Here is a 24,830-nt window from a genome sequence, read left to right as displayed (position 1 = left end):
CAGCGCCCGGGCGGCCCGCGGACGTTCACGAGGGGTGCCCCGCCGCTGCGGGGCACCCCTCGTGCCGTATCCGGCCGCCCGGGGCCGGTGCCGCTTCCGTGCACCGGGGTCACCCCGCGGGCATGACATCTGTCAGCCGCAGGTCACGACCGTCGGCACTGCCGCCGGTACCCCGCGCCGGGCGAACCTGAGGGCATGACATCGACGCACGCCACGGCACCGGCCGTGGAGTTCCTCTCCGCAGGCAAGACCTACGGTTCGGTCCGCGCCCTGGACGGACTGGAGGTGGCCCTGCACCCCGGCGAGACCGTCGCCCTCCTCGGCCCCAACGGAGCGGGCAAGTCCACCACCCTCGACCTGCTCCTGGGGCTGCGCACCCCGGACCCGGGCGGCCTGGTGCGGCTGTTCGGGAAGACACCCCGGCAGGCGGTCACCGACGGCCGGGTGGGCGCCATGCTCCAGTCCGGCGGTCTGATGGACGGCGTACGGGTCGGGGAACTCGTGGCACTCGCCTGCGACCTGCACCCGCGCGGTCACCCGGTCGAGCGGGTGCTGCTGGACGCCGGCATCACCGAGCTGGCCGACCGGATGGTGGGCAAGCTCTCCGGCGGCCAGGAGCAGCGCGTGCGGTTCGCCCTGGCGATCGCCGGGGACAGCGATCTGATCGTGCTGGACGAGCCCACCACGGGCATGGACGTCACCGCGCGCCGCTCCTTCTGGTCCGCCATGCGGGCCCAGGCCGCCGGGGGCCGCACGGTGCTGTTCGCCACGCACTACCTGGAGGAGGCCGACGAGGTGGCCGACCGGGTGCTGGTGCTGCACGGGGGACGGCTGCTCGCCGACGGCAGCGCGGCCGAGATCAAGGCGATGGCGGGCGTGCGCCGGGTCGGCTTCACGCTGGAGATGGTGCCCGACGGGGTGCTGGAGGCGCAGTTGCGCGCCCTCCCGGGGGTGGCTGAACTGCAGCTGGCCGGGGCCGCCGTCCGGCTGCGCTCGACGGACGCGGACGCCACCGTGCACGCGCTCTACGCGCTGGGGATCTATCCGCACGGCCTGGAGGTCACCGGCCTCGGACTGGAGGAGGCGTTCGTCACCCTCACCTCCCGCGCGGAACAGGCCCGCGCCTCCACCTCCCAGAACCGCGACTCGAAGGCGGCAGTACGGTGAAGACCCTCGTCAAGCTGGAGATCACCCGCTCACTGCGCAACAAGAAGTTCATGTTCTTCTCGGTGATCTACCCACCGGTGCTCTACGTGATCATCGCGGGCCGGGACGTCCCGGGGAACATGCCGGGCCTCCGCGTCGACATGAAGCTCTACTACATGGTCGCGATGGCCGCGTTCGGCGCCATGACGGCCGTGCTGATGGGCAACAGCGAACGCATCGCCAAGGAACGCGAGGCCGGCTGGGTGCGGCAACTGCGGCTGACGGCCCTGCCGGGCCGCGGCTACGTCACCGCCAAGATCGCCTCGGCCGCCACCGTCAGCCTGCCGTCCATCCTGCTGGTCCTGCTCACCGGCGCCCTCGCCATGGGCGTCCGGCTGCAGGCGTGGCAGTGGGCCGCTGTCGCGGTGTGCTCGTGGGCGGGCAGCTTCGTCTTCGCGGCGCTCGGCGTGGCCATCGGCTACCTGGCGACGGGGGACGCGGTGCGGCCGATCACCATGCTGTGCTACTTCGGGCTGGCCTTCATGGGCGGGCTGTGGCTGCCCATGTCGACCCTCCCGGGATGGGTCCAGGACATCGGGGAGTGGCTGCCCACCTACGCCTACACCGGGCTGGGACGGGCGGTGGAGGTCGGCGAGGCCCCGCACCCGGGCGACGCGGCGCTGCTGCTGTGCTACCTCCTCCTCTTCTCCGGAGCGGCCGCCTGGCTCTACCGCAAGGACACCCGCACGGCATGATGCTCCGGTGCACGAGATGACAAGCCGCACCCGCGCCGGGACGGGCGGAACCGAGACCCGGCGGCAGCAGCGGAACCGGGCGCTGATGGTCGCCGTCTGGCTGGTGTTCCTCAGCGGAGCGGTACGCGACCTGTGGGCGGGCGGGCACAGCGGCCCCGCCGTCGCCGGAGCGGCCGCCGGGCTGGCCGCCTTCCTCGCTGTCTACGTCACGCTCGTCTACCGGCACACCAGGACGCCGTTCCCGCCGCGGACCGTCCACGTGCTCCTCGCCGCCCTGTTCGTCCTGGCGCTGGTGCTCGCGCTCGCAGCGGGCGAGCCCTGGCTGGTGCTGTTCGTCTACGTCGCCGTGGCGGCCGGGGCCGCGCTGCCCTGGCGGCGGGCGGTGCCGACGGTGGCGGCGTGCGTGGCGGCGCTGGCGCTGGTCGGCACCGACTTCGGGGCGCGGCCGCTGTGGGGCGGCTGGACCTCGTTCGTCATCCCCTGTGTGCTGGCCGGGCTGGCGCTGATGTCGGCGCGGAAGACCGTTCTCACGCTGCGGGAGCTGCGGGAGGCCCGCGCGGCGGTGGCGGAGCTGGCCGCCAACGAGGAGCGGTTGCGGCTCGCCCGCGATCTGCACGACCTGCTGGGGCACTCGCTCTCCCTCATCACTCTCAAGAGCGAGCTGGCCGGACGGATGCTGCCCGCGCGACCGGAGGAGGCGGCCGCGCAGGTCGCCGACATCGAACAAGTCAGCAGGCAGGCCCTGGTCGACGTCCGCGAGGCGATCGGCGGATACCGCCGCCCCACCCTGGCCGTCGAGCTGGCCGGTGCCCGGACCGCGCTGGACACCGCCGGTATCGAGGCCGAGCTGCCGCCCCGGCCGCCGTCCGTGCAGCTGGCGCCCGAGCAGGAGGGCGCCCTGGCGTGGGCACTGCGGGAAGCGGTCACCAACGTCGTACGGCACAGCGGCGCAGCCCGCTGCACGGTGAGCTTCCAGGTGCCGGACGCGGGCGGCGAGCTGCTGCGGCTCACCGTCGCCGACGACGGCAAGGGCCCCTCCGGCGCGGCCGAGGGCAACGGGCTGAGCGGACTGCGGGAGCGGCTGGCCCTTGCCGACGGCTCGCTGTCCACCTCGGCGGGCCTGAGCGGGGGCTTCACGCTGTGCGCCGCGGTGCCGTCAGTACCCTGAGGCGGTGATCAGACTGCTGCTCGCCGAGGACCAGGCGATGGTCCGCGAGGCGCTCGCCGCGCTGCTGGGGCTGGAACCGGACATCGAGATCGCCGTCCAGGTCGGCAGAGGCGACGAGGTACTGGACGCGGTCGCCGCGCACCAGCCGGACGTGGCACTGCTGGACATCGAGATGCCCGGGCTGACCGGACTCGACGCCCTGGAGGGGCTGCGCGCCCGGCATCCGGCGCTGAAGGTCGTCATCCTCACCACCTTCGGCCGCCCCGGCTATCTGCGCCGGGCCATGGAGTCGGGTGCCGACGCCTTCCTGGTCAAGGATGCACCGGCGGCCCAGCTCGCGGACGCGGTACGCCGGGTGCGGGCCGGCGAGCGGGTCATCGACCCGGGGCTGGCCGCCGCCGCGCTCGCCGAGGGCGCCAGTCCGCTCACCGACCGGGAGCGCGATGTGCTCGCCGCGGCCCGCGAGGGTGCGGGCAACGCCGAGATCGCCGGGGCGCTGCACCTGTCGCACGGCACGGTCCGCAACTACCTGTCGACCGCCATCCAGAAGACCGGCGCCCGCAACCGCGCCGAGGCCGTCCGGATCGCCCGGGACAAGGGCTGGCTGTAGGGCCCGCGGCTCCCCGGCCGGTCCGGCACGGCGCCGGCATCGGCACCGGCCGGACCGGCACGCACCGGCCCGACCGGCACCAGGCCGGAGCGGTGCCGGACCGGCGAGGCCCCACCGGCCCCGGCTCCGGCCCGGCACCGCACGGGAGCCGGTCGCGGGGCGGCTCAGTTCAGCCGGGCCCGGGCGGCCCTGGCGGCTCTGCGCACGGTCTCCGCGGCGTTCGGCTCCATCGCCCCGACGACATCCGCGTACTCCTCCATCTCCCGTGCGCCCCGCAGGAAATGGCCCCGCTCCACCAGCAGTTGCGCCCGCTCGAACCGGAGCCTGCCCGGATGGTGCGGCAGGAGCAGCGACAGCTCGACCGCCCACAGCCGCACCCCGGACCGCTCGGGCCGGGGTGCGGCCCAGGCCCGGATGTTGTTGAGGATTCGCAGCACCGTCTCCAACGGACCGGCGGGCCGCAGCGACGCGGCCGACAGCGGCGAGCCCCCGGTGGCACCGGCCACCATGACGGCCAGCTCGTCCTCGCCCAGCTGGGTGCCGCCGCCGAACGGATCGGCCAGCACATGCGCGCCCGCCGGGTCGCCGAAGCCGACGACGAAGTGCCCCGGCAGCGCCACCCCGTAGACCGGGGCGCCCGCACGCCGGGCCACCTCCGTCCAGACCACCGACAGCAGGATGGGCAGTCCCCGCCGTCGGCGCAGCACCTCGGGCAGCAGCGAGGACTCCAGCCTCCGGTAGTCCGGCGCCGAGCCGCCGAACCCCAGCTCCCGGCCCAGTGTCCGCTCCAGTGCCGCCGCCCACTCCGCGGGCGCACCTCCGCGCCCGAACGGCAACAGCCCCGCCAGCCGGTCGAGTTCCGCCTGGCCCTCGTCCACCAGCCGGTCCACGGCGGCCTCCTCGTCCACCGGGTCCGGCACCGCGCTGCGGGCCACGCCCCTCACCTCACTGCTGTCCCCGGCGTCCCCGGCGTCCCGCCCGCCCCGCAGGCTGCCGCGGGTCGCCGCCTCGGCGCCGATCAGCAGGCACAGCAGTGCCAGATCGGGCCGGTCCTCGCGGGCCGCCTCGGCGAACCGCCGCCGCGCCGCGCCGGTGCCCTCCTCGCCCGTACCATCTCCGCCGCCCATGTCAGTCCTGCGGGGCGCGCAGGTAGTGGTACGCATGGTGATCGGCGAAGCCGAGCCGCTCGTAGAGCGTGCGGGCCGCCGTGTTGTCCCGCTCGACCTGGAGATAGGCGGCCGAGGCGCCCTCGGCCAGCGCTGTTCTGGCCAGTTCGCCCGTGACCGCCCGCGCCAGCCCCTGCCGGCGCCACTCCGGGGCGACCTCTATGGCGGCGAACCCGGCCCACCGGCCGTCCACCGCACACCGTCCGATCGCCACGGCGTCGCCGTTCGGATCCGCCACCGTCGCGAACCACACCGAAGGCCCGCCCGCCAGCACCTGCCGCGCCGCGTCCGACAGTCCCGCGCCGCCCGCCCTGTTGTAGAGCGAGGCCCACCGGTCGTCCGGTGCCCGGTGCAGCAGCACCCGCGCATCGGGCTCCCGGTCGGCCAGCGGGGCGAGCGCGCCCACCTGTATCAGCCCGTGCCGCTCGGGCGTCCAGCCGCGCTCCCGCAGCCGCGCGTCGAGCATGGCGTCCTCCGCCACGCAGATCTGCATCCGCGCGGGCAGGTCCCGCTCGGCGTACCAGTCGGAGACCCGGGCCAGCGCCTCGGGCAGCGGCAACCCGGGGTCGCCCTGCGGGAGTACGGAGTTCGCGCGGGCGGTGAACCCGTCGGCAGCCCGCAGGGTCCAGCCGCCGAGCGCCTGCGACTCGGCCGGCGGCCAGCCCCTGGCGGCCACCGCGACGAGTTCGGGCGCGTCGGCGGACGGCAGGCCCCGGCGGCGCGCGGGCGTGGCCGGCACGGTCTTTCCAGCCACCATCGACGTCTCCTCGATCTCGACCTGCTCACCATCGCGTCGGGTGACTGTGAGCACGCCCCTGGTCCACGATGTGAGAATGCCGAGCGTGTCCGTGAACCGCCCATGCCGCTCCCCGGCGGTCGTCAGCGACCGCACCGAGACGCGTCTGCCCACGTCGGAAGGGGTGATGCGGACCTCCAAGCGTCCGCCCGTGGTGAATTCCACAGTCCTAACCGCCCCTCCTGTTCGTGTTGTGTCCGGGAACGGAGATACTAGGTGTGGGCATCGCCGCCGTCCGAAGCGAAAGAGCGCTCCCGCGCGCCCGCGGCGGAGCCGGACACCGGCCCGCCAGCCCTAACGAGGAGGAACGACAGCGTGACTTACGTCATCGCGGAGCCTTGTGTCGACCTGAAGGACAAGGCTTGCATCGAGGAGTGCCCGGTCGACTGCATCTACGAGGGCCAGCGGTCCTTGTACATCCACCCGGACGAGTGCGTCGACTGCGGTGCCTGCGAGCCCGTCTGCCCGGTCGAGGCCATCTTCTACGAGGATGACACTCCCGAGGAGTGGAAGGACTACTACAAGGCCAATGTCGAGTTCTTCGACGACCTCGGCTCGCCCGGCGGCGCCAGCAAGCTCGGTCTGATCGAGAAGGACCACCCGCTGATCTCCGCGCTCCCGCCGCAGGAGCACGACGAGTGACCCACGGGTGACACCCGAGCAGTGAGCCGCCCCGGGCGGCTCGCGCAACAGTCCCGTACGGCGGTCCCAGCGTCCTGCCGTACGGGACTGCGGTGTTTCCGCGCCGTGCCGCCTGCCCCTCCCGCGGCGCGCCCCTCCCCGACCGCCCGACCGCCCGTCCGGCGCGCGGCGGACCGCGCGGCCGGCCCGTGCCGGCCGCCGGGACAGCCGAAGAAAGTGAGCACCATGCCCTCCGTCTCCGACCGCCTCCCCACCTTCCCCTGGGACCGGCTCGAGCCGTACAAGACCACCGCCGCCGGGCACCCCGACGGCCTCGTCGACCTGTCGGTCGGCACCCCCGTCGACCCGGTCCCCGCGCAGGTGCGGCAGGCGCTCGCCGAGGCGGCCGACAGCCCCGGCTACCCCACGGTGTGGGGGACCCGGGAGCTGCGCGACGCGCTCACCGGATGGTGCGAGCGCCGACTGGGCGCGCGCGGCATCACGGAGCACCACGTGCTGCCCGTCGTCGGCTCCAAGGAGTTGGTGGCCTGGCTGCCGACCCAGCTCGGCCTCGGCCCGGGCGACCGGGTGGCCTTCCCCCGGCTCGCCTACCCCACCTACGAGGTCGGCGCCCGGCTCGCCGGTGCCGACCTCGTCGCCTACGACGACCCGCTGGAGCTGGACCCGGCCGGGCTCAAGCTGCTGTGGCTCAACTCGCCCTCCAACCCCACCGGTCAGGTGCTGCCCGCCGAGCGGCTCCGCGCCGTCGTCGACTGGGCGCGCCGGCACGGCGTGCTCGTCCTCAGTGACGAGTGCTACCTGGAGCTCGGCTGGGAGGCCGACCCGGTCTCCGTGCTGCACCCGGACGTGTGCGGCGGCTCCACCGCGGGCCTGGTGGCCGTCCACTCGCTCTCCAAGCGCTCCAATCTCGCCGGATACCGGGCGGCATTCCTTGCGGGGGACAGCGAGGTGCTGGGCGAGCTGCTGCAGATCCGCAAGCACGGCGGGATGATGACGCCCGCGCCGGTGCAGGCGGCGACGGTCGCGGCGCTCGCCGACGACACCCACGTGGCCGAGCAGCGGGAGCGGTACCGGGCGCGGCGCACCGCGCTGCGGGGCGCGCTGGAGGCCGCCGGCTTCCGGATCGAGCACAGCGAGGCGTCGCTGTACCTGTGGGCGACCCGGGACGAGTCCTGCTGGGACACCGTCGCCGACCTGGCCGCGCGGGGCGTCCTGGTGGCGCCCGGCGAGTTCTACGGACCCGCGGGGGAGCGGTACGTCCGCGTCGCGCTCACGGCCACGGACGAGCGGATCGCCGCCGCGGTGCGCAGGCTGTCCGCGTAGGGGCTCACAGGGCCCGGGCCTCACCGGGGCCGGGCCGCTCGTGCGGGCCGCTGCCGGACAGCGGACGGGCGCCGGGGCGGGCCGGGGTGGTCGACGGGCCCGGGCCACGGGCGTGGCCGACCTCTGAGCACGCACACACGGCGAAGGGCCGCCCGGACCGTGCGGTCCGGGCGGCCCGATCGGGTCACCGGCTGCGGGCGCTCAGGGACGGAGTACCCGAGCGCTGTCCGGCCGGGGAGCGTGCCTCCGGGAGGCGGGGCCGGACAGTGGGGGCGCCCCGCAGCGGTGACCGGGGAGCCCTCAACCGAGGGGCAGGCCACCGAGGTTGCCGACGGACGGAAGGCCGGTGTCCGCCGCGGAGGAGGCGGTGTCGCCCAGCAGGCCGCCGGCCTCGCCCGCCGCGTTCCCGGCGAGGTTCTGCGCGGCGGGCGCCGCGGTCCGGCCGGCCTTGCCCACGGCCTTGCCGGCGGTCGGCACGGCCTTCTTGACGGCGCTGCCGCCGGTCTCCCCGGCGACGGCGGTGGTGTCCTGGGCGGTCCTGTCCAGCGTGTTGCCGAGGCCCTCGCCGTCCAGGTTGCTGACCCCGCCCACCGGGCTCGCGGGCAGTTCCACGGCGCTCGCGGCTCCGGCGGCGCCGACGACGGTGGCGGCGCCGGCCGCCGTCAGCAGCGCGGTGCGGGCGATCCGGCGCGTGAGGGGGTTGGACATGGTGCTCCTTTGACGGAGAAGGGGTTCTTGGTCTGTCAGCCGGGATCCCCCGGTCGGACGCAGTGCCTATCGCCCCGAACGGCATGGAGGTTGCGGGGAAGCCGGGTAAAGGATTGGCAATCCAGGTTTGCCGCGTGAGCCCTCAAACTGGGCATTCCTCGCAGCCGATTGACCTGTACCCGAGGAGCCGAACCGGCTGCGGCCAGGCACGACCGGCCGAGCGGGTTCACTCCTGGCGGCGACCGTCGAGCGAGGGAAGAAACGTCCACCCCGGTGGACCGGGTTCGCTCCACCGGGTGAGTGGGCGGACTAGTGACCGGTGGCCAGCCGGAGCTCCACCGTGCCGTCCGCCGCGCCCCCAGCGCGGTCCTTCGCGCCGCCGTCCGTCGCAGCGCCGCCGCCCTCGGCAGCATCGCCGTCCCCGGGCCCGTCGCCGTCCCCGGGCCCGTCGCCGTCCCCGGGCCCGTCGCCGTCCTCCGCCGCGCCGCCGTCCGTCCTGCGCCAGCCGTCCGCGGAGCGCTCCGCCGACCACTCGAAGCCGCCGTAGGAGATCCGCTCGATGCGCAGCCGCTCCGCGTTCGCGACCGCCCAGTGGGCCAGCTCCCAGCCCTGGCGGCGGCCGCGCGCGGGGACCGGGACCACGGGCGCGGCCTCGGGCCGCGCCGCCGAGCGCGCCTTCGGATACCCGGCCGTCCGCGGTGCCGGGGCCGCGAGGGTGCCGGTGCCGTCGGCCAGCACATCCCGGCCGAACTCCCGCACCAGGCGCTTGCGCACCTGTGCGGGATCACCCGGCCCGCCGGGGACCCGGCCGCCTGTCGTGCAGCTCAGCGTGGCGGGTCGGCGGCCGGTGAGCGCGCCGGTCAGCAGCGTCGCGTCGGTCTCGTGTTTGGCGTACGCCTGCGGATAGCCACTGCGCTGCACGCGCTGGGCGGCCACGGTCAGCGGCAGCCGGGAGTAGCCCGGCACCTCGGCGAGATGGTCGTAGAACCGGCCCGCCGAGTAGACCGGGTCCTTGATCTGCTCGAACGTCCCCCAGCCCTGCGAGGGGCGCTGCTGGAAGAGGCCGACCGAATCCCGGTCCCCGTGCCCGATGTTGCGCAGCTGGGACTCCTGCATGGCGGTGGCCAGGGCTATCGTCACCGCCCGCTCGGGCAGTCCGCGGCGTGCGGCGACCGCGGCGATGGTCGCCGCGTTCTGGGCCTGCACGGGGGTGAGTTCGTAGTCGTGCGGAGTGCCGGAGCCGTCCGCGGCCGCGGACGCGTTCTTGCCGTCCGCGCCGTCCGCGGCCCGGACGGTGCACATCGCGCCGTCCTGGCCCGAGAGCCCGCGCACCGCGACATACGCGGCGACGGCGAGCAGCACGGCGCAGGCCACGGCGATCCTGAAGGGTCTGCCGCGGCCCTCGGTCCGGGACGGACGCTCGGACCCGTGGGGCGAGCGGGCCGGTCGTGAGAGGCGCACGCGCACCAAGGTAGCCGCTGGGTGCGACAGCGCCCGAGCCCCGGGGCGCGCCGGGCCGCGCGGGGCGCCCGCCGTAGGCTGTGGCCATGCCTCACAGCGCACTCGACCTGCAGCAGGACGCCGCCCGGCTCACCGCGCAACTGGTGGACCTCCCCTCCGAGAGCGGGAACGAGGCGGCGCTCGCCGACGCCGTCGAGTCGGCGCTGCGCGCGCTGCCCCACCTGGCCGTCGACCGGTACGGCAACAACGTGGTGGCCCGCACCCGCCTGGGCCGGGCCGAGCGGATCGTCCTCGCGGGGCATCTCGACACCGTGCCGATCGCCGGGAACCTGCCCTCCCGGCTCGACGAGGACGGGCTGCTGTGGGGCTGCGGCACCAGCGACATGAAGGCGGGGGTCGCCGTGCAGCTGCGGATCGCCGCCACGGTCCCCGAGCCCAACCGCGACCTGACGTTCGTCTTCTACGACAACGAGGAGGTCGCCGCCCACCTCAACGGCCTCGGCAAGGTCGCCGAGGCCCGTCCCGAGTGGCTGGCCGGCGACTTCGCCGTGCTGCTCGAACCCTCCGAGGGCCAGGTCGAGGGCGGTTGCCAGGGCACCCTGCGGGTGCGGCTGCACCTGCGCGGCACACGGGCGCACTCGGCGCGCGGCTGGATGGGCGCCAACGCGATCCACGCGGCCGGGCCGGTGCTGGAGCGGCTGGCCGGCTACCGGCCGCGGTGGCCGGTGATCGACGGGCTGGAGTACCGGGAGGGTCTGAACGCCGTCGGCGTGGAGGGCGGCGTCGCCGGCAACGTCATCCCGGACCTGTGCACCGTCACGGTCAACTTCCGCTACGCGCCCGACCGCGGCGAACAGGACGCGCTGGACCACGTGCGCGAGGTCTTCGCCGGATGCGGGGTCGAGGAGTTCGAGGTGGACGACAGCTCCCCCGGCGCGCTGCCCGGCCTCTCGCACCCGGCGGCCCGCGCCTTCCTCGCCGCGGTGGGCGGCGAGCCGCGGCCCAAGTACGGCTGGACGGACGTCTCCCGGTTCAGCGCGCTGGGGGTGCCCGCCGTCAACTACGGTCCCGGGGATCCCAACCTCGCCCACAAGCGGGACGAGCGGGTCGAGACCGCGCTCATCACCCGGTGCGAGGAGCGGTTGCGGCGCTGGCTGGCGGCCTGAGCCGGGTCCGCCGGCGTGGCCGGGCCACCTGCCGGTAAGCCGATCGACGGCTGCCGGCCGCCCGGATTCCCGACGGCACCCGCCGGCGTCCGCATACCCTGAAGCGGAAAGATCGCAGGCGGAAGGAGTGCCGTAGATGACCGACGAGACCGGCGGAGGGCCCAAGGAGCAGCGACTGGGGCCTGTCGTGCGCCGCCGCGACCAGGTGCAGTCGGGGACCACCGACCAGCGCCTGCTGGACACCGCGGGCCCCTCCGACTTCATCCACCAGGACCCCTGGCGGGTGATGCGCATCCAGTCCGAGTTCGTCGAGGGCTTCGGAGCCCTGGCCGAACTGGGCCCCGCCATCAGCGTCTTCGGCTCGGCGCGCACCCCCGCGGAGGCACCCGAGTACGACCAGGGCGTGCGGATCGGCCGGGCGCTGGCCGAGGCCGGGTTCGCCGTCATCACCGGCGGCGGCCCCGGGGCGATGGAGGCGGCCAACAAGGGTGCGCTGGAGGCGGACGGCACCTCGGTCGGGCTCGGTATCGAGCTGCCCTTCGAGCAGGGCATGAACAAGTACGTCGACATCGGCGTGAACTTCCGCTACTTCTTCGTCCGCAAGACGATGTTCGTGAAGTACGCGAGCGGGTTCGTGGTGCTGCCCGGGGGGCTCGGCACGCTGGACGAACTCTTCGAGGCGCTGACCCTGGTGCAGACCGGGAAGGTCACCCGCTTCCCGATCGTGCTCTTCGGCACGGACTACTGGCAGGGGCTCGCCGACTGGCTGCGCCACTCCGTCGTCGGCGGCGGCAAGGCGTCCGAGCGGGACCTGGAGCTCTTCCACGTCACCGACGACATCGACGAGGCGGTCGCGCTGGTCACCAAGGAGGTCGGCGGCCAGCTCGCGGCCGCCGAGCGCCCCGGACCGCCCGGCCGCCGTTAGGCCGCCTCCTCGACGACCCGTCTGCCCGTCGGGCGGACGACGCTCCCGTGAGGACACCCCTAGGCCAGCCCCCGGCGGGCCACCGCGGGCGGCCGGTGGCCCGCGATCGCGGACACCATGTCGAGGACCTGCTTGGTCTCGGCCACCTCGTGCACCCGGTAGACCCGGGCGCCCAGCCAGGCGGAGACGGCGGTGGTGGCCAGGGTGCCGGTCAGCCGCTCCTTGACGGGGCGGTCCAGGGTCTCGCCCACGAAGTCCTTGTTGGACAGCGAGACCAGCACCGGCCAGCCCGTCCCGGTCATCCGGCCCAGCTCCCGGGTCGCCTCCAGCGAGTGCCGGGTGGACTTGCCGAAGTCGTGCCCGGGGTCGATGAGGATCCCGTCCCGGCGCACCCCGAGCTCCGCGGCGCGCTCGGCCAGCCCGAGCGTCACCCGCAGGATGTCGTCGACGACCCCGCTGCCGCTGCCGGCGCCCTGCGGGTCCGGCTCGTAGGCGACCCGGTGCGGGCGGGTCCGCGGGCGGGCACCGCCGGCGTGGGTGCACACCAGGCCCGCGCCGTACCGCGCCGCGACCTCGGCCAGCCGGGGGTCGACCCCGCCCCAGGCGTCGTTGAGCAGATCGGCCCCGGCCTCGCACACGGCCTCGCCCACCTCGTGCCGCCAGGTGTCGACGCTGATCACCACCTCCGGCCAGCGCCGCCGCACCTCGGCGACGAAGCCCACCGTGCGCCGGGCCTCCTCCTCGGCCGTGACCTCGTCGCCGGGCCCCGCCTTCACCCCTCCTATGTCGATGACGGCGGCGCCCTCGGCGACCGCCTGCTCGACCCGGTCGAGCGCGGGCTCGTCCCGGAAGGTGGCGCCGCGGTCGTAGAAGGAATCCGGCGTCCGGTTCACGATCGCCATGATCACCGGCTCGTGCTCACCGAACTCGCGCGTGCCCAGGCGCAGCATCAGCCATCCTCTTCCTCTCGACGGTGCCCGCCTGCTGCCCGCACCCGCGTGGCCCGTGCACCGGTCTCCGCCGCCGACCATAGCTGTCACCGGGCCATGGCACGATCAGGGTCTGCCCGCAACCGGCAACCACTCGGGGAGTCCATCCGTGTTCGTGTTCCTGCTGCTCTCGCTGGTCGTGGTCGTCGCCGCGGTGACGCTCGCCGTTGTCGGCAGCGGCGCCCGGCCCGGGGAGGAGGCCCGCGGCGCGGTGGGCGGGCTCGCCGAAGCACCGCCCGACCTGCTGGACGAGCCGCTGCCACCGGAGCGTTCCGTCACCCATGGGGACGTGGCGGGGCTGCGGCTGGCCGTCGGGGTGCGCGGATACCGGATGGAGCAGGTCGACGACGTCCTCGACCGGCTGGGGGCCGAGCTCGCGGAACGCGATGCGCGGATCGCCGAGCTGGAGTCCGCGCTGGCCGGCGCCCAGGCCGTCGCGATGGGCCGGGCCGAGGAGGGGCGTCCGGAGCCGGGCCGGGCTCCGGACGCGGCGCAGGAGGCGGGCCCGGAGGCGCGGGAGGAAGAGGACGGCCCGCGGAGCGGGTCCCGGACGCGTCCGGAGGAGGAGGGGCGATGACCACCGGACCCGGAGCCGCCCCCGAGCCCTCCGCCGGCGCCGCGGTGCCCGGCCCCGACGGCCGCGCCCGCTGCCCCTGGGGCACGACCGCGGAGGACTACGCGGCCTACCACGACACCGAGTGGGGCCGCCCGGTGCACGGCGACGACGCGCTCTACGAGCGGTTGTGCCTGGAGGGCTTCCAGTCCGGCCTCTCGTGGCTGACGATCCTGCGCAAGCGCGAGGCGTTCCGCGCCGCGTTCGCGGACTTCCGCATCGCCGCCGTCGCGCGGTTCACCGAGGACGACGAGCGGCGACTGCTGGCCGACAGCGGCATCGTGCGCAACCGGGCCAAGATCGGCGCGGCCCTCGGCAACGCGCGGGTCGCGGCCGCCTGGGAGCCGGGCGAGCTGGACCGGCTGGTGTGGTCCTACGCCCCCGATCCGGCCGCCCGGCCCGCGCCCCGCACCACGGCGGAGGTGCCCGGCAGCACTCCCGAGTCCGCGGCCCTGGCCAAGGAGCTCAAGCGGCGTGGCTTCCGCTTCGTGGGCCCCACCACCGTCTACGCGCTGATGCAGGCGTGCGGGCTGGTCGACGACCACCTGGCGGACTGCTGGTGCCGCGGCTCCGCCGCCGGCTGACGCCTGCGCGGGGCGCAGCCGGTGCGGCAGCCGGCGGGCGGACGGCACGGGGCCGGGGTCAGCGCCCGGTGAAGCGGGGCTGCTGCTTGTGCACGAACGCCTCCACGGCGATCCGGTGGTCGGCGGAGCCGCCCAGCCGCAGCTGGAGTTCGGACTCCTTGCCGAGCGTCTCGGCCAGCGAGTGGGAGGCGCCGTAGGCCAGGGACTCTTTGAGCGCGGCGTAGGCGGCGGTCGGCCCCTGGGCGAGCTGCCGGGCGACGGCCTCGGCCTCCGCGGCGAGCTCGGCGGCGGGCACCACCCGGTTGGCCAGTCCCAGCTCCAACGCCTCGTCGGCCTTGACGCTGCGCGGGAAGAGCAGCAGGTCGGCGGCCCGGCCCGGGCCCACCAGGCGCGGCAGCGTCCAGGAGACACCGGAGTCCGCGGTCAGTGCCACTCCCGCGAAGGAGGTGTTGAACGCCGCGGTGTCCGCCAGGATCCGGTAGTCGCAGGCGAGGGCGAAGCCCGCGCCGGCCCCTGCGGCCACCCCGTTGACGCCCGCCACCACCGGCTTCGGCATCCCGGCGAGGGCCAGGGTGATCGGATTGTAGTGCTCCTCGACGGTGTTCAGGGCGTTTCCACCGCTCTGTTCGAGGGAGCCGGTGTGCTCCTTGAGGTCCTGGCCCACGCAGAAGGCGCGGCCGCTGCCGGTGAGCAGCACCGCGCGTACCCCGTCGTCGGCGGCGGCCCGCTGCAGGGTGTCGCGCAGGGCGACCTTGGTCTCGTTGTCGAGGGCGTTCATCGCGTCGGGGCGGTCGAGCACGACCTTCGCGAGCCCCTCGTTCACTTCGTAGCGCACGGTGTCGGACATGCACTCAGCATGACCCGGATCATCGGGCGCTGACAGGGCACCGCGCATGCTCCGCCGCCCCGGCGGATGTGACCTGCGTCAAACCGAGGGACGCCGGTGACGGAGGGGAATTCCGGGCAGTACCGCGGGGCGGCCGCCGCATTGGGTGGGTTTGTGTGTGGTCGAGGAAGAAGAGATGTCGACCGATGTTGGTCATCGGGTCCTGCCATGCGGGATAATGGCGAAGAAGCAATGTGTTCGATGCCGGTGAAACTGTGCCCGCTTACGGGACCCCCGGCGCGATCGGCTGGTTTCAGGAAGGGGAACGAGCATGGCGGCCATGAAGCCGCGGACGGGTGACGGCCCGCTCGAGGTGACCAAAGAGGGGCGGGGCATCGTCATGCGCGTTCCGCTCGAAGGCGGTGGGCGACTCGTCGTCGAGCTGACACCGGATGAGGCGACAGCGCTCGGCGAGGAGCTGAAGAAGGTCTGCGGCTGAGCGCTCCGCGGATCGCCGCCCCGGTCAGGCACGCCACGCGTGTGCACCGGGGCGGTTTCGTCTCTCCGGACGCAGCCTCTCCCGCCTCCGGTCCAGCCGCGCGGACGGCCCGTGCCGGCCGGGTCCCGAACCCCGGGCCGAGCCGGTCCCGGAGGCCCCGGCCGTGCGAACGCGCCGCGCAACGACTCCGTCACTCCCCGCGTTTGACCGCGCACAGCAGCCCGTCGCCCACCGGCAGCAGCGAGGGCACCAGCAGCGTGCTCTCCCGGACGGTGCGCAACAGCTCGCGCAGCCGTAGCACTTCCTGGGACTGGTCCGCGGCCTCGCCCGTCCGCCCGTCGGCGAATACCCCGGCGAAGCAGATCAGCCCGCCGTCCCGCAGCAGCCGCAACGATTCGGCGAGGTAGTCCAGGCACTCCGTCCGGTCGCCGTCGCAGAAGACGAGGTCGTATCCGCCGTCCGCCAGCCGCGGCAGCACGTCCAGGGCCCGTCCGGGGATGAACCGCACCCTGTTGCCCCCGCTGCCGACGAACCCGGCGGCGCGGAACGCCTCGCGGGCGAACTGCTGCCGCTCCGGTTCGGTGTCGACCGTCGTGAGCACCCCGTCGGATCGCATCCCGTGCAGCAGGTGCAGCCCGGAGACGCCGGTGCCCGTACCGATCTCCGCGACCGCCTTGGCCTCGGCGGCCGCCGCCAGCAGCCGCAGTGCCGCTCCGGTGGCGGGGGAGACCGTGCGCAGCCCAGCCTCCTGGGCCCGGTCGCGGGCCCAGCGCAGTGCTTCGCTCTCGGCGTTCTCGACGAGCTCGGCGCCGTACGCGTCGGCGAACTCCCAGCTCGTCTGCCGGTTGCCGGTAATGGCCCTCTCCTGTCCCCGTCCTCCACGCAGTCGTGACTGTATCCGTTGCCCCGGGAACCCGCAGTTGGGGCCGGGCGTTGAGGAAGCAGGGACCGCCGGAGAGCGGTCGGCAAAGCCGGGCAAAGTTTCTTATCCGGAGCTAACGGGAGATGTGGCTATGGTAGGGGCTCCAGTGGACACCACCAGAGCCGACAGGGGAGGTGCGGCTGCAAGCCGGGACCGCGGCGTCTTCTCCAGATTCCGCAGGTCGACGGGACAGCCGAAATCCGTGACCGACACCGCTGACCAGTCCCGCACCGCCGATTCCGCGACCACGGCGACTTTCGCGACCGATGCGGACGCGCAGGCGTGGACCCCTCCTTCCTGGGAGGAGATCGTCAGCAACCACAGTGCCCGGGTCTACCGCCTCGCCTACCGCCTGACCGGTAACCAGCACGACGCCGAGGACCTCACCCAGGAGGTCTTCGTCCGGGTCTTCCGGTCGCTGTCGACCTACACGCCCGGCACCTTCGAGGGCTGGCTGCACCGGATCACCACGAACCTCTTCCTGGACATGGTCCGGCGCAAGCAGCGCATCCGCTTCGACGCGCTCGCCGACGACGCCGCCGAGCGGCTGCCCAGCCGCGAGCCCACCCCGCAGCAGCACTTCAACGACACCCATTTCGACGCGGACGTCCAGCAGGCCCTGGACACCCTCGCCCCCGAGTTCCGCGCCGCCGTGGTGCTCTGCGACATCGAGGGGCTCTCCTACGAGGAGATCGCCGCGACGCTCGGGGTCAAGCTCGGCACCGTCCGCAGCCGTATCCACCGCGGCCGCTCCCACCTGCGCAAGGCGCTCCAGCACCGCTCGCCCGCCGCTCGCACCGAGCAGCGGCGCACCCTGAGCGCGGTGGTGCCGTCGGCCCGGGCGGGCGAGGTGAGCGCCGGGTGACCTCCGCCGAACACCATCTCGGAGACCGCCTCGCCGCACTGGTCGACGGGGAGCTGGGGCACGACGCACGCGAGCGGGTGCTCGCGCATCTGGCCACCTGCCCGGGGTGCAAGGCCGAGGCCGATGCGCAGCGCCGGCTCAAGAACGTCTTCGCGGACGCCGCGCCGCCACCGCCCTCGGACGGGCTCCTCGCCAGGCTGCAGGGCCTGCCCGCGGATGGCGACCCGCGCCCCGGAGGCGGCCCCGGTCCCGGCGGGCCGGGCGGCGGCGCATTCTCCGTGCCCGTGCTGCCGGGCGGTTCCGGCCGCTCGTCCTGGTCCTTCGACCACCTCCCCGGCGGCCGGAGCGGCGGACGCAGCCCGCTCACCCCGCCCGGCGGCTTCCGGATACACGAGATCCCGCCGCCCGACAGCGCCGAGCGGGCCGAACGCGCCGAACGGGAGCGCTCGGCCTCCCGCGGACGCCGGTTCGCGTTCGCCGCGGCGGGCGCCTTCTCCCTGGCGGCCCTCGCCTTCGGCGGCACCCTGGCCTCCGGCGCGGCGAGCACATCCGGTGGGACAGGCGGCGACAATCCCTCCGCCAACGCGGTACGCAGTCCGGCCTCCGGCTCCGGGGCCTCCCGGGACGGCAGGCGGCGCGGTGGCGACCAGCGCGGGGGCGCGCAGAGCACCCGCGGTGCGGACTCCGGCCCCACCTTCGCGCCGGTGGCCTCCTACGGTGCGGCGGCTCCGATCGCGCAGCCGAACGCGCCGGTGAGCATGCTGCGGCGCTCGGCACCCGCCCGGCTCTCGCCCGCCACCAACGCCTCCGGCTGGTACGGGGAGAGCGGTACGGCGGGCACCCTGAGCGCGCTGCGCGGTTCGGCCTCGCTGCTGTCCGGCGGGCCGAAGGAGGAGCCCTCCTCCGAGGTGCGGCTCGCCCGGCGGCCGGCTGTCCGGCAGGATCCCTCCGTGCTGCGTTCGTTCCCCGGCCGCGCTCCGGTGGTGACGAGTTCGCTCTCCGCCACCGCGCCGGGCCCGGCCGGGCGGTGACGCGGCGCCGGGTTGACGCGCGCTGGGCGGCGTGCCGCGTTCCTGGTTGAATCCTTCCGACGCCCTGCCCCCGGCCGAGGTCCGGGGAGGGTGTGAGTCGCGGGTGACCAACTGGAGAGTGCATGGACGAGCCGAACGCCACCGGGCAGGAGCCGAAGTGGTGGAGCCGCCCACGCCGGGCCCCGGACAGCCGGACCCAGCCCGCGGCGACCGGGCCCGCGGCGACCGGGCCCGCGGCGACCGGGCCCGCGCGGGAGCAGACCGCCGAGCCCGCCACCGGGAAGCCGACCGCCGAGGAGCCGGCTGTGCCGGGCACCGCCGGTCCCGAGGTGTCGGAGGCGGCCGTGGCCGGAGAGCCGGCTGCGGCGTCCCCTGCATGCCCCGAGCCGCTGCACGGAGTGGATCCGTACTCCACCCCTCCCTACGGCGGACCCGGTCCCTGGGCCCCCGCACCGCCCGTCCAGCGTCCGTCGGCCACCCCGCCGCACGGCGTCGCCCTGCCGCCCGGCAGTACGACGCCGCCCCACGGGGTGCCGGTCGGGGGCTCCGGCAGTGCCGCGGCGCCCCCGGCGGACCCCCCGAGCGCCGGAGCGCCGGAGCCCGGCGGGCCCAGGGAGCCCGAGCCGCAGCCGGTCCCGCGGTCCGCCGCGCCGCCGCTCCCGCCGCAGCCTCCCGCCCGGCCCCCGCGCCGCGGGCGCCGGATCGCGCTCGGCGCCCTGGTGCTGGCGCTGGTCGCCGGGGGCGCGGGCGGGCTCATCGGCGCCTACATCGAGCGGAACGGTTCCGTGAGCGACGTCGAGCTGCCCCGTACCGCGGCGGCCGAGGGGGGCGCGCGGCCGAAGGGGAGCATCGCGGGGATCGCGCGGCAGACCCTGCCCGGCGTCGTCACGCTGCACGCGCGCGGCGGCGGCGCCGAGGCCACGGGCACCGGCTTCGTACTGGACCGACGCGGCCACATCCTCACCAACCACCATGTCGTCGAGGGCGTCGAGTCCGCCGAGGGCGCCGACGGGGTGCGGGTCACCTTCGACAGCGGCCAGACGGCGACCGGCGAGGTGGTCGGCGGCGACGCCGGCTACGACCTGGCCGTCGTCCGGATCTCCCACGTCTCCGGGCTCACCCCGCTGCCGCTCGGCGACTCCGACGCCGTCCGGGTCGGCGACCCCGTCATCGCCTTCGGCGCCCCCTTCGACCTGGACGGAACGGTCACCACCGGCATCGTCAGCGCCACCGAGCGGCCCATCACGGCGGGGGGCGGGGAGCCGGGCGGCGAGCTGAGCTATGTGAACGCGCTGCAGACCGACGCACCCATGAACCCCGGCAACTCCGGCGGCCCGCTGGTGGACGCCCGGGGCCGGGTCGTGGGGGTGAACAGCGCGATCAGAGGGGCCGGCGGCGCTCCGGGCCCGTCCGGTGGCGAGGGCGGCGGCAGCGTCGGCCTGGGCTTCGCCATCCCGGTCAACCAGGCCCGCCGGGTCGCCGAGGAGCTCATCAACGAGGGCCGCGCCACCCATCCGGTGATCGGGGTCTCGCTCGACATGCAGTACGAGGGCGAGGGGGCGCGGATCGGCGGGGTCGGCGGTCGCGGCGCGGTCGTGCCGGGCGGTCCTGCCGACCGGGCCGGGCTGGCGGCGGGTGATGTGATCACCGAGGTCGGCGGGAGGCCCGTGGCCGGGGGCGAGGAGTTGATCGTCCGGATCCGCAGCCACCGCCCGGGCGGGAAGCTGGAGCTGACCGTCCTGGACGGGGGTGCGGAGGGTGCGCGGCGGACGGTGCGGGTGACGCTCGGCTCCGCCACCGGCTGACGCCGGGTGCCAGGGCGGGGTCCCGTTCGCGGGCCGCGGGCGGGTACCGTGACATCTGGCTGCAGGAGCCGTGGACGGAGTGAGGGAGCTGCGCGGTGTTCTTCGATATAGGACCACTGGAGCTGGTCGCGCTCATCGTGCTGGCGGTGCTCGTGTTCGGGCCCGAGAAACTCCCCAAGGTGATCCAGGACGTCTCCGCCTTCATCCGCAAGGTGCGCCAGTTCTCCGACAGCGCGAAGGAGGACATCAGGAGCGAGCTGGGTCCGGAGTTCAAGGACTTCGAGTTCGAGGACCTGAATCCGAAGAACTTCGCGCGCAAGCACCTGCTGGACAACGACGACCTGGGCATCAAGGAGATCAGCAACAGCTTCGACCTGCGCAAGGATCTGGCCGAAGTCACCGACGCGGTCAACGGCACCGACAGCGGGAGCGCCGGCTCCTCCCGTGGCAGCGGCTCCGGCGGGTCCGAACGGACCGGGAAGAGCCTCAGGGGCGGCGGGCAGCAGGCACCGGATCTGACCAAGCGCACCTCCGACGGGGTGAACGGCCGACCGGTGCAAGGGGACGTGCTCCGCAAGGGCGACCCGCCGCCGTTCGACGCGGACGCCACCTGACCCTCACCTGACGCCTCATCAGGCAACGATCCCGTCACCTCGGCATTCGCACCACCGGGACATCTGCGGCGTTTGCCGTCCATCTCGCCACCCGCACCGCGTCCTGATCCACCGGGCATGACCGACACGGCGGACCGGTGTGGCTATCCTCCCAGTGTCGGGGGTCGCCGTCCGAGGAGCTCGGCTGCCCAGGCAACAGGGCAATGAGGAGGCGTCGCACAGATGGAGACGACGAGTCGGCCGGCCGGTGAATCCGGGCCCGCCGCACAGGGGGTACCCGGCGCGCGGCGGGCTGTGGACGACTATCTGATGGCTGCCTTTCCGTGGTACGGCCTGGACGCGGCCTTCACCGGACCGCGCTGGCTGATGCAGGTCGGCACGGCGGCCGACGGGACGGTCGAGCACGGTTCCACCGGCCACGGCGAGGAGCCCTCCCTCCGTGTCGAGACCACCCCCGAGGACGAGAGCTTCGCCGTCGTCGTCACCCTCGCCAGCCGCCCCGTGCGGCGCAGCGGCGACGGCACGGGCACGCTGGAGGCCACCTCCGTCTCCACCGCCGCCTGGCTGGCGGGCTCGGGGCTGCTCTCGTGCAGCTTCCCGATGGAGATGGACCGCAGCCTGCGGCAGGACTGGCTCGACCAGCAGACCGGTGTGGCCTGGGAACTCGCCGACGACCTGGACGGCTCCGGCTGGAGCAGCCTCTCGCTGCCGGTGGACGGCATCCCCACCGACTTCCACTACCGCGAGTCCGCGTACGGCTGGGTGCTCGCCGGCTCGGCCCAGGAAGGCGTCCACCTGGGCGCCTACGGGCGCGGGATGAGCGCCTACGGACTCGGCTTCGCCGTGGTCAAGGACATCACCGGATACGAGCGGGGCTGAGCGCCCGGCCGGGCGGGCCCGCGCGCCGACCCCCGCCCGGTGCTCACCGCACGGGGGTCGCGCGGCGCCGTACGGGCGCCGGACGGCCTCAGAACTTGTTGCTCGGGGTGAGACCCAGGGACATGCCCGACAGGCCGCGCTGGCGCGAGCTGAGCTTGTCGGCGACGGTGCGCAGCGCCTTCCCGGCGGGGGAGTCCGGATCGCTGAGGACCACCGGCTTGCCCTCGTCGCCGCCCTCGCGCAGCCGCAGGTCGATCGGGATGCCGCCGAGCACCGGCACCTCGGCGCCGGTGGTGCGGGTCAGCCCCTCGGCCACCTTCTGGCCCCCGCCGGTGCCGAAGACGTCGACCATCTCGTCGCAGTGCGGGCACGGCATGCCGGACATGTTCTCGATCACGCCGACGATCTTCTGGTGGGTCTGCACGGCGATGGACCCGGCGCGCTCGGCGACCTCGGCCGCGGCCTGCTGCGGGGTGGTCACCACCAGGATCTCCGCGTTCGGCACGAGCTGGGCCACCGAGATCGCGATGTCCCCGGTGCCGGGCGGCAGGTCCAGCAGCAGCACGTCCAGGTCGCCCCAGTAGACATCGGCCAGGAACTGCTGGAGCGCGCGGTGCAGCATCGGGCCGCGCCACACCACCGGTGCGTTGCCCGGGGTGAACATCCCGATCGAGATCACCTTCACACCGTGTGCCGACGGCGGCATGATCATGTCCTCGACCTGGGTCGGACGCCCGTCCGCGCCCAGCATGCGGGGGACGGAGTGGCCGTAGATGTCGGCGTCCACCACGCCGACCTTCATCCCGTCGGCGGCCAGCGCAGCGGCCAGGTTCACCGTCACCGAGGACTTGCCGACCCCGCCCTTGCCGGAGGCCACGCAGTACACCCGGGTCAGCGAGCCGGGCTGGGCGAAGGGGACCTCCCGCTCGGCGGTGCCGCCCCGCAGCGAGGCCGCCAGCTCGCGGCGCTGCTCGTCGCTCATCACGTCCAGCTCGACGCTGACGGAGCTGACCCCCGGCACCCGCTGCACGGCCTCGGTCACGTTCGCGGTGATGGTCTCGCGCAGCGGACAGCCGGAGACCGTCAGATAGACCCCGACGTCGACCGCGCCACCGGGCGCGATACCGATGGATTTGACCATCCCCAGGTCGGTGATCGGCCGGTGGATCTCCGGGTCGTTCACCGTCGCGAGCGCCGCGCGCACCGCGTCTTCGGTGGGGGTGGATTCCTGGGTCTCGGTAGCCATGCATGCATGGTACGGCCGGGTAGGGTGCGTGAGCTAAGCGACCGGTCAGCGGTCTTGGTCACGCTCACCGGCCGTGGCCGGTCCGCGGCCGGCGGCCGCTCCCGGCCGGTCCTGCTGTTCCAGGTCCTTGACCAGCTCCGCCAGTTCCGAGCGGATCCAGTCCCGGGTGGCCACCTCGCCCAAGCCCATGCGCAGCGCGGCGATCTCGCGGGCGAGGAACTCGGTGTCGGCGATGCTGCGCTCGTTGCGCTTGCGGTCCTGCTCCAGGTTCACCCGGTCCCGGTCGTCCTGGCGATTCTGCGCGAGCAGGATGAGCGGAGCCGCGTAGGACGCCTGGAGGGACAGGGCCAGCGTCAGGAAGATGAACGGGTACTCGTCGAATTTCAGACCGTCCGGGGCGACGATGTTCCAGCCCATCCAGACGATGATCACGACCGTCATCCACACCAGGAAGCGGCCGGTGCCCAGGAACCGCGCGATCCGCTCCGAGGCCCGTCCGAAGGTGTCCGGGTCGTAGGCCGGCAGCAGCGTGCGCCGGGGCGCACGCGGTACGTCCAGCCGTGGGCCCTCCCGCTCAGCCATCCTCCGGCTCCCTCCCCTCGGATCCGCGCGCCGCGCCGCCCGGTGCGGCGGGCGCCTCGGGCCGCTCGTGCGGGCCCGGCGCGAAGCCGGGCAGCCCGCCCACGGCCGCCGCCTCGCGCCAGCCCTCCGGCAGCAGGTCGTCCAGCACGTCGTCGACCGTGACGGCGCCCAGCAGATGGCCGCCCTCGTCCACGACGGGCGCCGAGACGATGTTGTACGCCGCCAGATAGCTCGTCAGCGCGGGCACCGAGGCGGTCGGCGGCAGTGGCCGCAGGTCGGCGTCGACGAGGGCGCCGACCAGGGCGAACGGCGGTTCGCGCAGCAGCCGTTGGAAGTGCACGACGCCCAGGTACTTGCCGGTGGGGGTCTCGTCCGGCGGCCGGCAGACGTAGACCTGGGAGGCCAGTGGCGCCGAGAGGTCCTCGATGCGCACCCGGGCCAGCGCCTCGGCGACGCTCGCGTCCGGGCGCAGCACGATCGGCTCGGTCGTCATCAGACTGCCGGCCGTGCCCTCCTCGTAGGACAGCAGCCGCCGCACGGGAGCCGCCTCCTGGGGCTGCATCAGGTCCAGCAGGCGCTCCTTGTCCTCCTCCGGGAGCTCGCCGAGCAGGTCGGCCGCGTCGTCGGGGTCCATCGCCTCCAGCACGAGCGCTGCCCGCTCGTCGGCGAGCTTGTTGATGATCTCCACCTGGTCGTCGTCCGGCAGTTCCTCCAGCACGTCGGCGAGCCGGTCGTCGTGGAGCGCGGCGGCCACCTCGGCCCGGCGCTTCTCGGAGAGGTGGTGCAGGACGTTGGCCAGGTCCGCGGGGCGCAGCTGCTCGAAGGTGGCCAGCAGGTTGGCGGTGCCCTGCTCGGGCTCCTCCAGACTGAAGCCGGTCACCGCGTCCCACTCCACGGTGAGCGCCTCGCCGCGCCGGGCCCGCAGCCCGCCGCCCTTGCGGCCCTTGCGGACGAAGAGCCGGTCGATCTCCCAGTCGCGGCGGGCGGGCAGCCGCTGGAGACCGATGTCCAGGACGGTGACCTCCTCGCCGGTCTCCACCAGCGTGACCTGACGGTCCAGCAGCTCGCCGAGGACCAGCCGCTCGTTGGGCCGTCGCTCGAAGCGCCGGATGTTGAGCACGCCCGTGGTGATGACCTGGCCGGACTCCACACCCGTCACCCGGGTCATGGGCAGGAAGACCCGGCGCCTGCTGACGACCTCCACCACCAGCCCGAGGACGCTGGGCAGCCTGCGCCGGCCGCCGAGCAGCGCCACCACGTCGCGGACCCTGCCGACCTGGTCGCCGTTCGGGTCGAAGACCGCGGTACCGGCCAAGTGAGAGACGAAGACCCGGGGGGCGCTCGCCGCCATGAGCCGCCTCCCTCCTCGGTCCCGCGGACCGGTCGCCGACGTATCAGGCCGTTCGTGCGCTTTGTACCTTTACCTCACTCATACAGGTATATGACGGATTCAGGCTAGCGTGACGGGCGCCACAGCCGCCGCAGCCGAGTGGTCCGGACGGCTCCCTT

At 74.3% G+C, this 24,830-nt stretch carries 26 protein-coding genes; 16 read left to right on the top strand and 10 right to left on the bottom strand.

Translation table 11 applies throughout. The features are described from left to right. Window positions 1-195 precede the first annotated feature (195 nt). From ACFYNS_RS11350 to ACFYNS_RS11335, 4 genes are read left to right on the top strand one after another with little or no spacing between them, the layout of a single operon-like run. Window positions 196-1,167, top strand: a complete 972-nt coding sequence (locus ACFYNS_RS11350) for an ABC transporter ATP-binding protein (RefSeq protein WP_360303166.1) — start codon at window positions 196-198, stop codon at window positions 1,165-1,167. Then, on the top strand, window positions 1,164-1,901 hold the full coding sequence (locus ACFYNS_RS11345) for an ABC transporter permease (protein ID WP_360303164.1): 738 nt from the start codon (window positions 1,164-1,166) through the stop codon (window positions 1,899-1,901). The genes ACFYNS_RS11350 and ACFYNS_RS11345 overlap by 4 nt, the downstream gene beginning before the upstream one ends. Window positions 1,902-1,917: 16 nt before the next feature. Further along, the gene (locus tag ACFYNS_RS11340) at window positions 1,918-3,069 is read left to right on the top strand and encodes a sensor histidine kinase (protein ID WP_360303170.1); all 1,152 of its coding nucleotides are present in this window, start codon (window positions 1,918-1,920) and stop codon (window positions 3,067-3,069) included. Window positions 3,070-3,106: 37 nt separating this feature from the next. Beyond that, on the top strand, window positions 3,107-3,679 hold the full coding sequence (locus tag ACFYNS_RS11335) for a response regulator transcription factor (RefSeq protein WP_366773950.1): 573 nt from the start codon (window positions 3,107-3,109) through the stop codon (window positions 3,677-3,679). 164 nt (window positions 3,680-3,843) lie between these two features. On the opposite strand, the gene ACFYNS_RS11330 is transcribed toward ACFYNS_RS11335, so the two are convergent. After that, window positions 3,844-4,806, bottom strand: coding sequence for a transglutaminase-like domain-containing protein (locus tag ACFYNS_RS11330; protein ID WP_360303162.1), 963 nt, complete (start codon window positions 4,804-4,806; stop codon window positions 3,844-3,846). Between the two features lies 1 nt (window position 4,807). Next, on the bottom strand, window positions 4,808-5,806 hold the full coding sequence (locus ACFYNS_RS11325; protein ID WP_388602220.1) for a GNAT family N-acetyltransferase: 999 nt from the start codon (window positions 5,804-5,806) through the stop codon (window positions 4,808-4,810). Window positions 5,807-5,956: 150 nt separating this feature from the next. Here ACFYNS_RS11325 and fdxA point away from each other — a divergent pair, with 150 nt between their 5' ends. Both fdxA and dapC read left to right on the top strand, forming a co-directional pair. Continuing rightward, entirely contained in the window at window positions 5,957-6,283 is a 327-nt protein-coding gene (fdxA, locus tag ACFYNS_RS11320) for a ferredoxin (protein WP_019354435.1), read from the top strand. A gap of 225 nt (window positions 6,284-6,508) precedes the next feature. Further along, the gene (gene dapC, locus ACFYNS_RS11315) at window positions 6,509-7,606 is read left to right on the top strand and encodes a succinyldiaminopimelate transaminase (RefSeq protein ID WP_388602218.1); all 1,098 of its coding nucleotides are present in this window, start codon (window positions 6,509-6,511) and stop codon (window positions 7,604-7,606) included. 300 nt (window positions 7,607-7,906) lie between these two features. Here the strand turns inward: dapC and ACFYNS_RS11310 are convergent, their stop codons facing one another. After that, the gene (locus ACFYNS_RS11310) at window positions 7,907-8,314 is read right to left on the bottom strand and encodes an ATP-binding protein (RefSeq protein ID WP_075001706.1); all 408 of its coding nucleotides are present in this window, start codon (window positions 8,312-8,314) and stop codon (window positions 7,907-7,909) included. Between the two features lie 309 nt (window positions 8,315-8,623). After that, the gene (locus ACFYNS_RS11305) at window positions 8,624-9,688 is read right to left on the bottom strand and encodes a heavy metal transporter (RefSeq protein ID WP_388602378.1); all 1,065 of its coding nucleotides are present in this window, start codon (window positions 9,686-9,688) and stop codon (window positions 8,624-8,626) included. Window positions 9,689-9,861: 173 nt separating this feature from the next. On the opposite strand from ACFYNS_RS11305, the gene dapE reads away from it, so the two are divergent. Both dapE and ACFYNS_RS11295 read left to right on the top strand, forming a co-directional pair. Continuing rightward, entirely contained in the window at window positions 9,862-10,941 is a 1,080-nt protein-coding gene (gene dapE / locus ACFYNS_RS11300; protein WP_360296620.1) for a succinyl-diaminopimelate desuccinylase, read from the top strand. A gap of 136 nt (window positions 10,942-11,077) precedes the next feature. Then, complete coding sequence (locus ACFYNS_RS11295) at window positions 11,078-11,866, top strand: TIGR00730 family Rossman fold protein (protein WP_360296618.1); 789 nt, start codon at window positions 11,078-11,080, stop codon at window positions 11,864-11,866. Window positions 11,867-11,925: 59 nt separating this feature from the next. Here the strand turns inward: ACFYNS_RS11295 and folP are convergent, their stop codons facing one another. Continuing rightward, window positions 11,926-12,816 (bottom strand): dihydropteroate synthase, encoded by an 891-nt coding sequence (gene folP / locus ACFYNS_RS11290; RefSeq protein WP_360296615.1) that lies wholly within the window; start codon window positions 12,814-12,816, stop codon window positions 11,926-11,928. Window positions 12,817-12,964: 148 nt separating this feature from the next. Between folP and ACFYNS_RS11285 the strand changes: the two genes are divergently transcribed. Continuing rightward, a complete protein-coding gene (locus ACFYNS_RS11285; protein ID WP_388602214.1) occupies window positions 12,965-13,432 on the top strand; it encodes a DivIVA domain-containing protein in 468 nt (155 codons plus the stop codon). Beyond that, window positions 13,429-14,052 (top strand): DNA-3-methyladenine glycosylase I, encoded by a 624-nt coding sequence (locus ACFYNS_RS11280; RefSeq protein ID WP_388602212.1) that lies wholly within the window; start codon window positions 13,429-13,431, stop codon window positions 14,050-14,052. The genes ACFYNS_RS11285 and ACFYNS_RS11280 overlap by 4 nt, the downstream gene beginning before the upstream one ends. 58 nt (window positions 14,053-14,110) lie before the next feature. On the opposite strand, the gene ACFYNS_RS11275 is transcribed toward ACFYNS_RS11280, so the two are convergent. Further along, complete coding sequence (locus ACFYNS_RS11275) at window positions 14,111-14,899, bottom strand: enoyl-CoA hydratase-related protein (RefSeq protein ID WP_360296608.1); 789 nt, start codon at window positions 14,897-14,899, stop codon at window positions 14,111-14,113. 310 nt (window positions 14,900-15,209) lie between these two features. On the opposite strand from ACFYNS_RS11275, the gene ACFYNS_RS11270 reads away from it, so the two are divergent. Then, on the top strand, window positions 15,210-15,377 hold the full coding sequence (locus ACFYNS_RS11270) for a DUF3117 domain-containing protein (protein WP_016469583.1): 168 nt from the start codon (window positions 15,210-15,212) through the stop codon (window positions 15,375-15,377). A gap of 190 nt (window positions 15,378-15,567) precedes the next feature. Here ACFYNS_RS11270 and ACFYNS_RS11265 read toward each other — a convergent pair whose 3' ends face one another. Then, a complete protein-coding gene (locus tag ACFYNS_RS11265) occupies window positions 15,568-16,263 on the bottom strand; it encodes an O-methyltransferase (protein WP_027759075.1) in 696 nt (231 codons plus the stop codon). A gap of 127 nt (window positions 16,264-16,390) precedes the next feature. Between ACFYNS_RS11265 and sigE the strand changes: the two genes are divergently transcribed. The 5 genes from sigE (at window position 16,391) to ACFYNS_RS11240 (ending at window position 21,493) form a co-directional block, all read left to right on the top strand. Beyond that, the gene (gene sigE / locus ACFYNS_RS11260; protein ID WP_360296606.1) at window positions 16,391-17,164 is read left to right on the top strand and encodes an RNA polymerase sigma factor SigE; all 774 of its coding nucleotides are present in this window, start codon (window positions 16,391-16,393) and stop codon (window positions 17,162-17,164) included. After that, a complete protein-coding gene (locus ACFYNS_RS11255; protein ID WP_360296604.1) occupies window positions 17,161-18,195 on the top strand; it encodes a zf-HC2 domain-containing protein in 1,035 nt (344 codons plus the stop codon). The genes sigE and ACFYNS_RS11255 overlap by 4 nt, the downstream gene beginning before the upstream one ends. Window positions 18,196-18,317: 122 nt before the next feature. Continuing rightward, window positions 18,318-20,000: a trypsin-like peptidase domain-containing protein gene (locus ACFYNS_RS11250; RefSeq protein WP_388602209.1), complete on the top strand. Its 1,683-nt coding sequence runs from the start codon at window positions 18,318-18,320 to the stop codon at window positions 19,998-20,000. A 95-nt stretch (window positions 20,001-20,095) separates the two neighbouring features. Beyond that, a complete protein-coding gene (locus ACFYNS_RS11245; protein WP_360296598.1) occupies window positions 20,096-20,614 on the top strand; it encodes a sec-independent translocase in 519 nt (172 codons plus the stop codon). Between the two features lie 222 nt (window positions 20,615-20,836). Beyond that, window positions 20,837-21,493 (top strand): hypothetical protein, encoded by a 657-nt coding sequence (locus tag ACFYNS_RS11240; RefSeq protein WP_276477962.1) that lies wholly within the window; start codon window positions 20,837-20,839, stop codon window positions 21,491-21,493. A gap of 88 nt (window positions 21,494-21,581) precedes the next feature. Here the strand turns inward: ACFYNS_RS11240 and ACFYNS_RS11235 are convergent, their stop codons facing one another. The 3 genes from ACFYNS_RS11235 to ACFYNS_RS11225 form a co-directional block, all read right to left on the bottom strand. Further along, the gene (locus ACFYNS_RS11235) at window positions 21,582-22,697 is read right to left on the bottom strand and encodes an Mrp/NBP35 family ATP-binding protein (protein ID WP_388602375.1); all 1,116 of its coding nucleotides are present in this window, start codon (window positions 22,695-22,697) and stop codon (window positions 21,582-21,584) included. Window positions 22,698-22,784: 87 nt separating this feature from the next. Further along, window positions 22,785-23,321 carry a DUF1003 domain-containing protein gene (locus ACFYNS_RS11230; protein WP_360296591.1) on the bottom strand — a complete coding sequence of 179 codons (537 nt, stop codon included), beginning with the start codon at window positions 23,319-23,321 and terminating at the stop codon, window positions 22,785-22,787. After that, window positions 23,314-24,672, bottom strand: a complete 1,359-nt coding sequence (locus ACFYNS_RS11225) for a magnesium transporter MgtE N-terminal domain-containing protein (protein WP_360296588.1) — start codon at window positions 24,670-24,672, stop codon at window positions 23,314-23,316. Before ACFYNS_RS11225 ends, ACFYNS_RS11230 begins: the two co-directional genes overlap by 8 nt. Window positions 24,673-24,830 lie beyond the last annotated feature (158 nt).

Origin of the sequence: Streptomyces sp. NPDC006925, assembly GCF_042869575.1 — a bacterium.
Classification (GTDB): Bacteria; Actinomycetota; Actinomycetes; order Streptomycetales; family Streptomycetaceae; genus Streptomyces.
The sequence above is the reverse complement of the archived record's forward strand: the minus strand, read 5'-3'. Positions and strand labels throughout refer to the sequence as shown.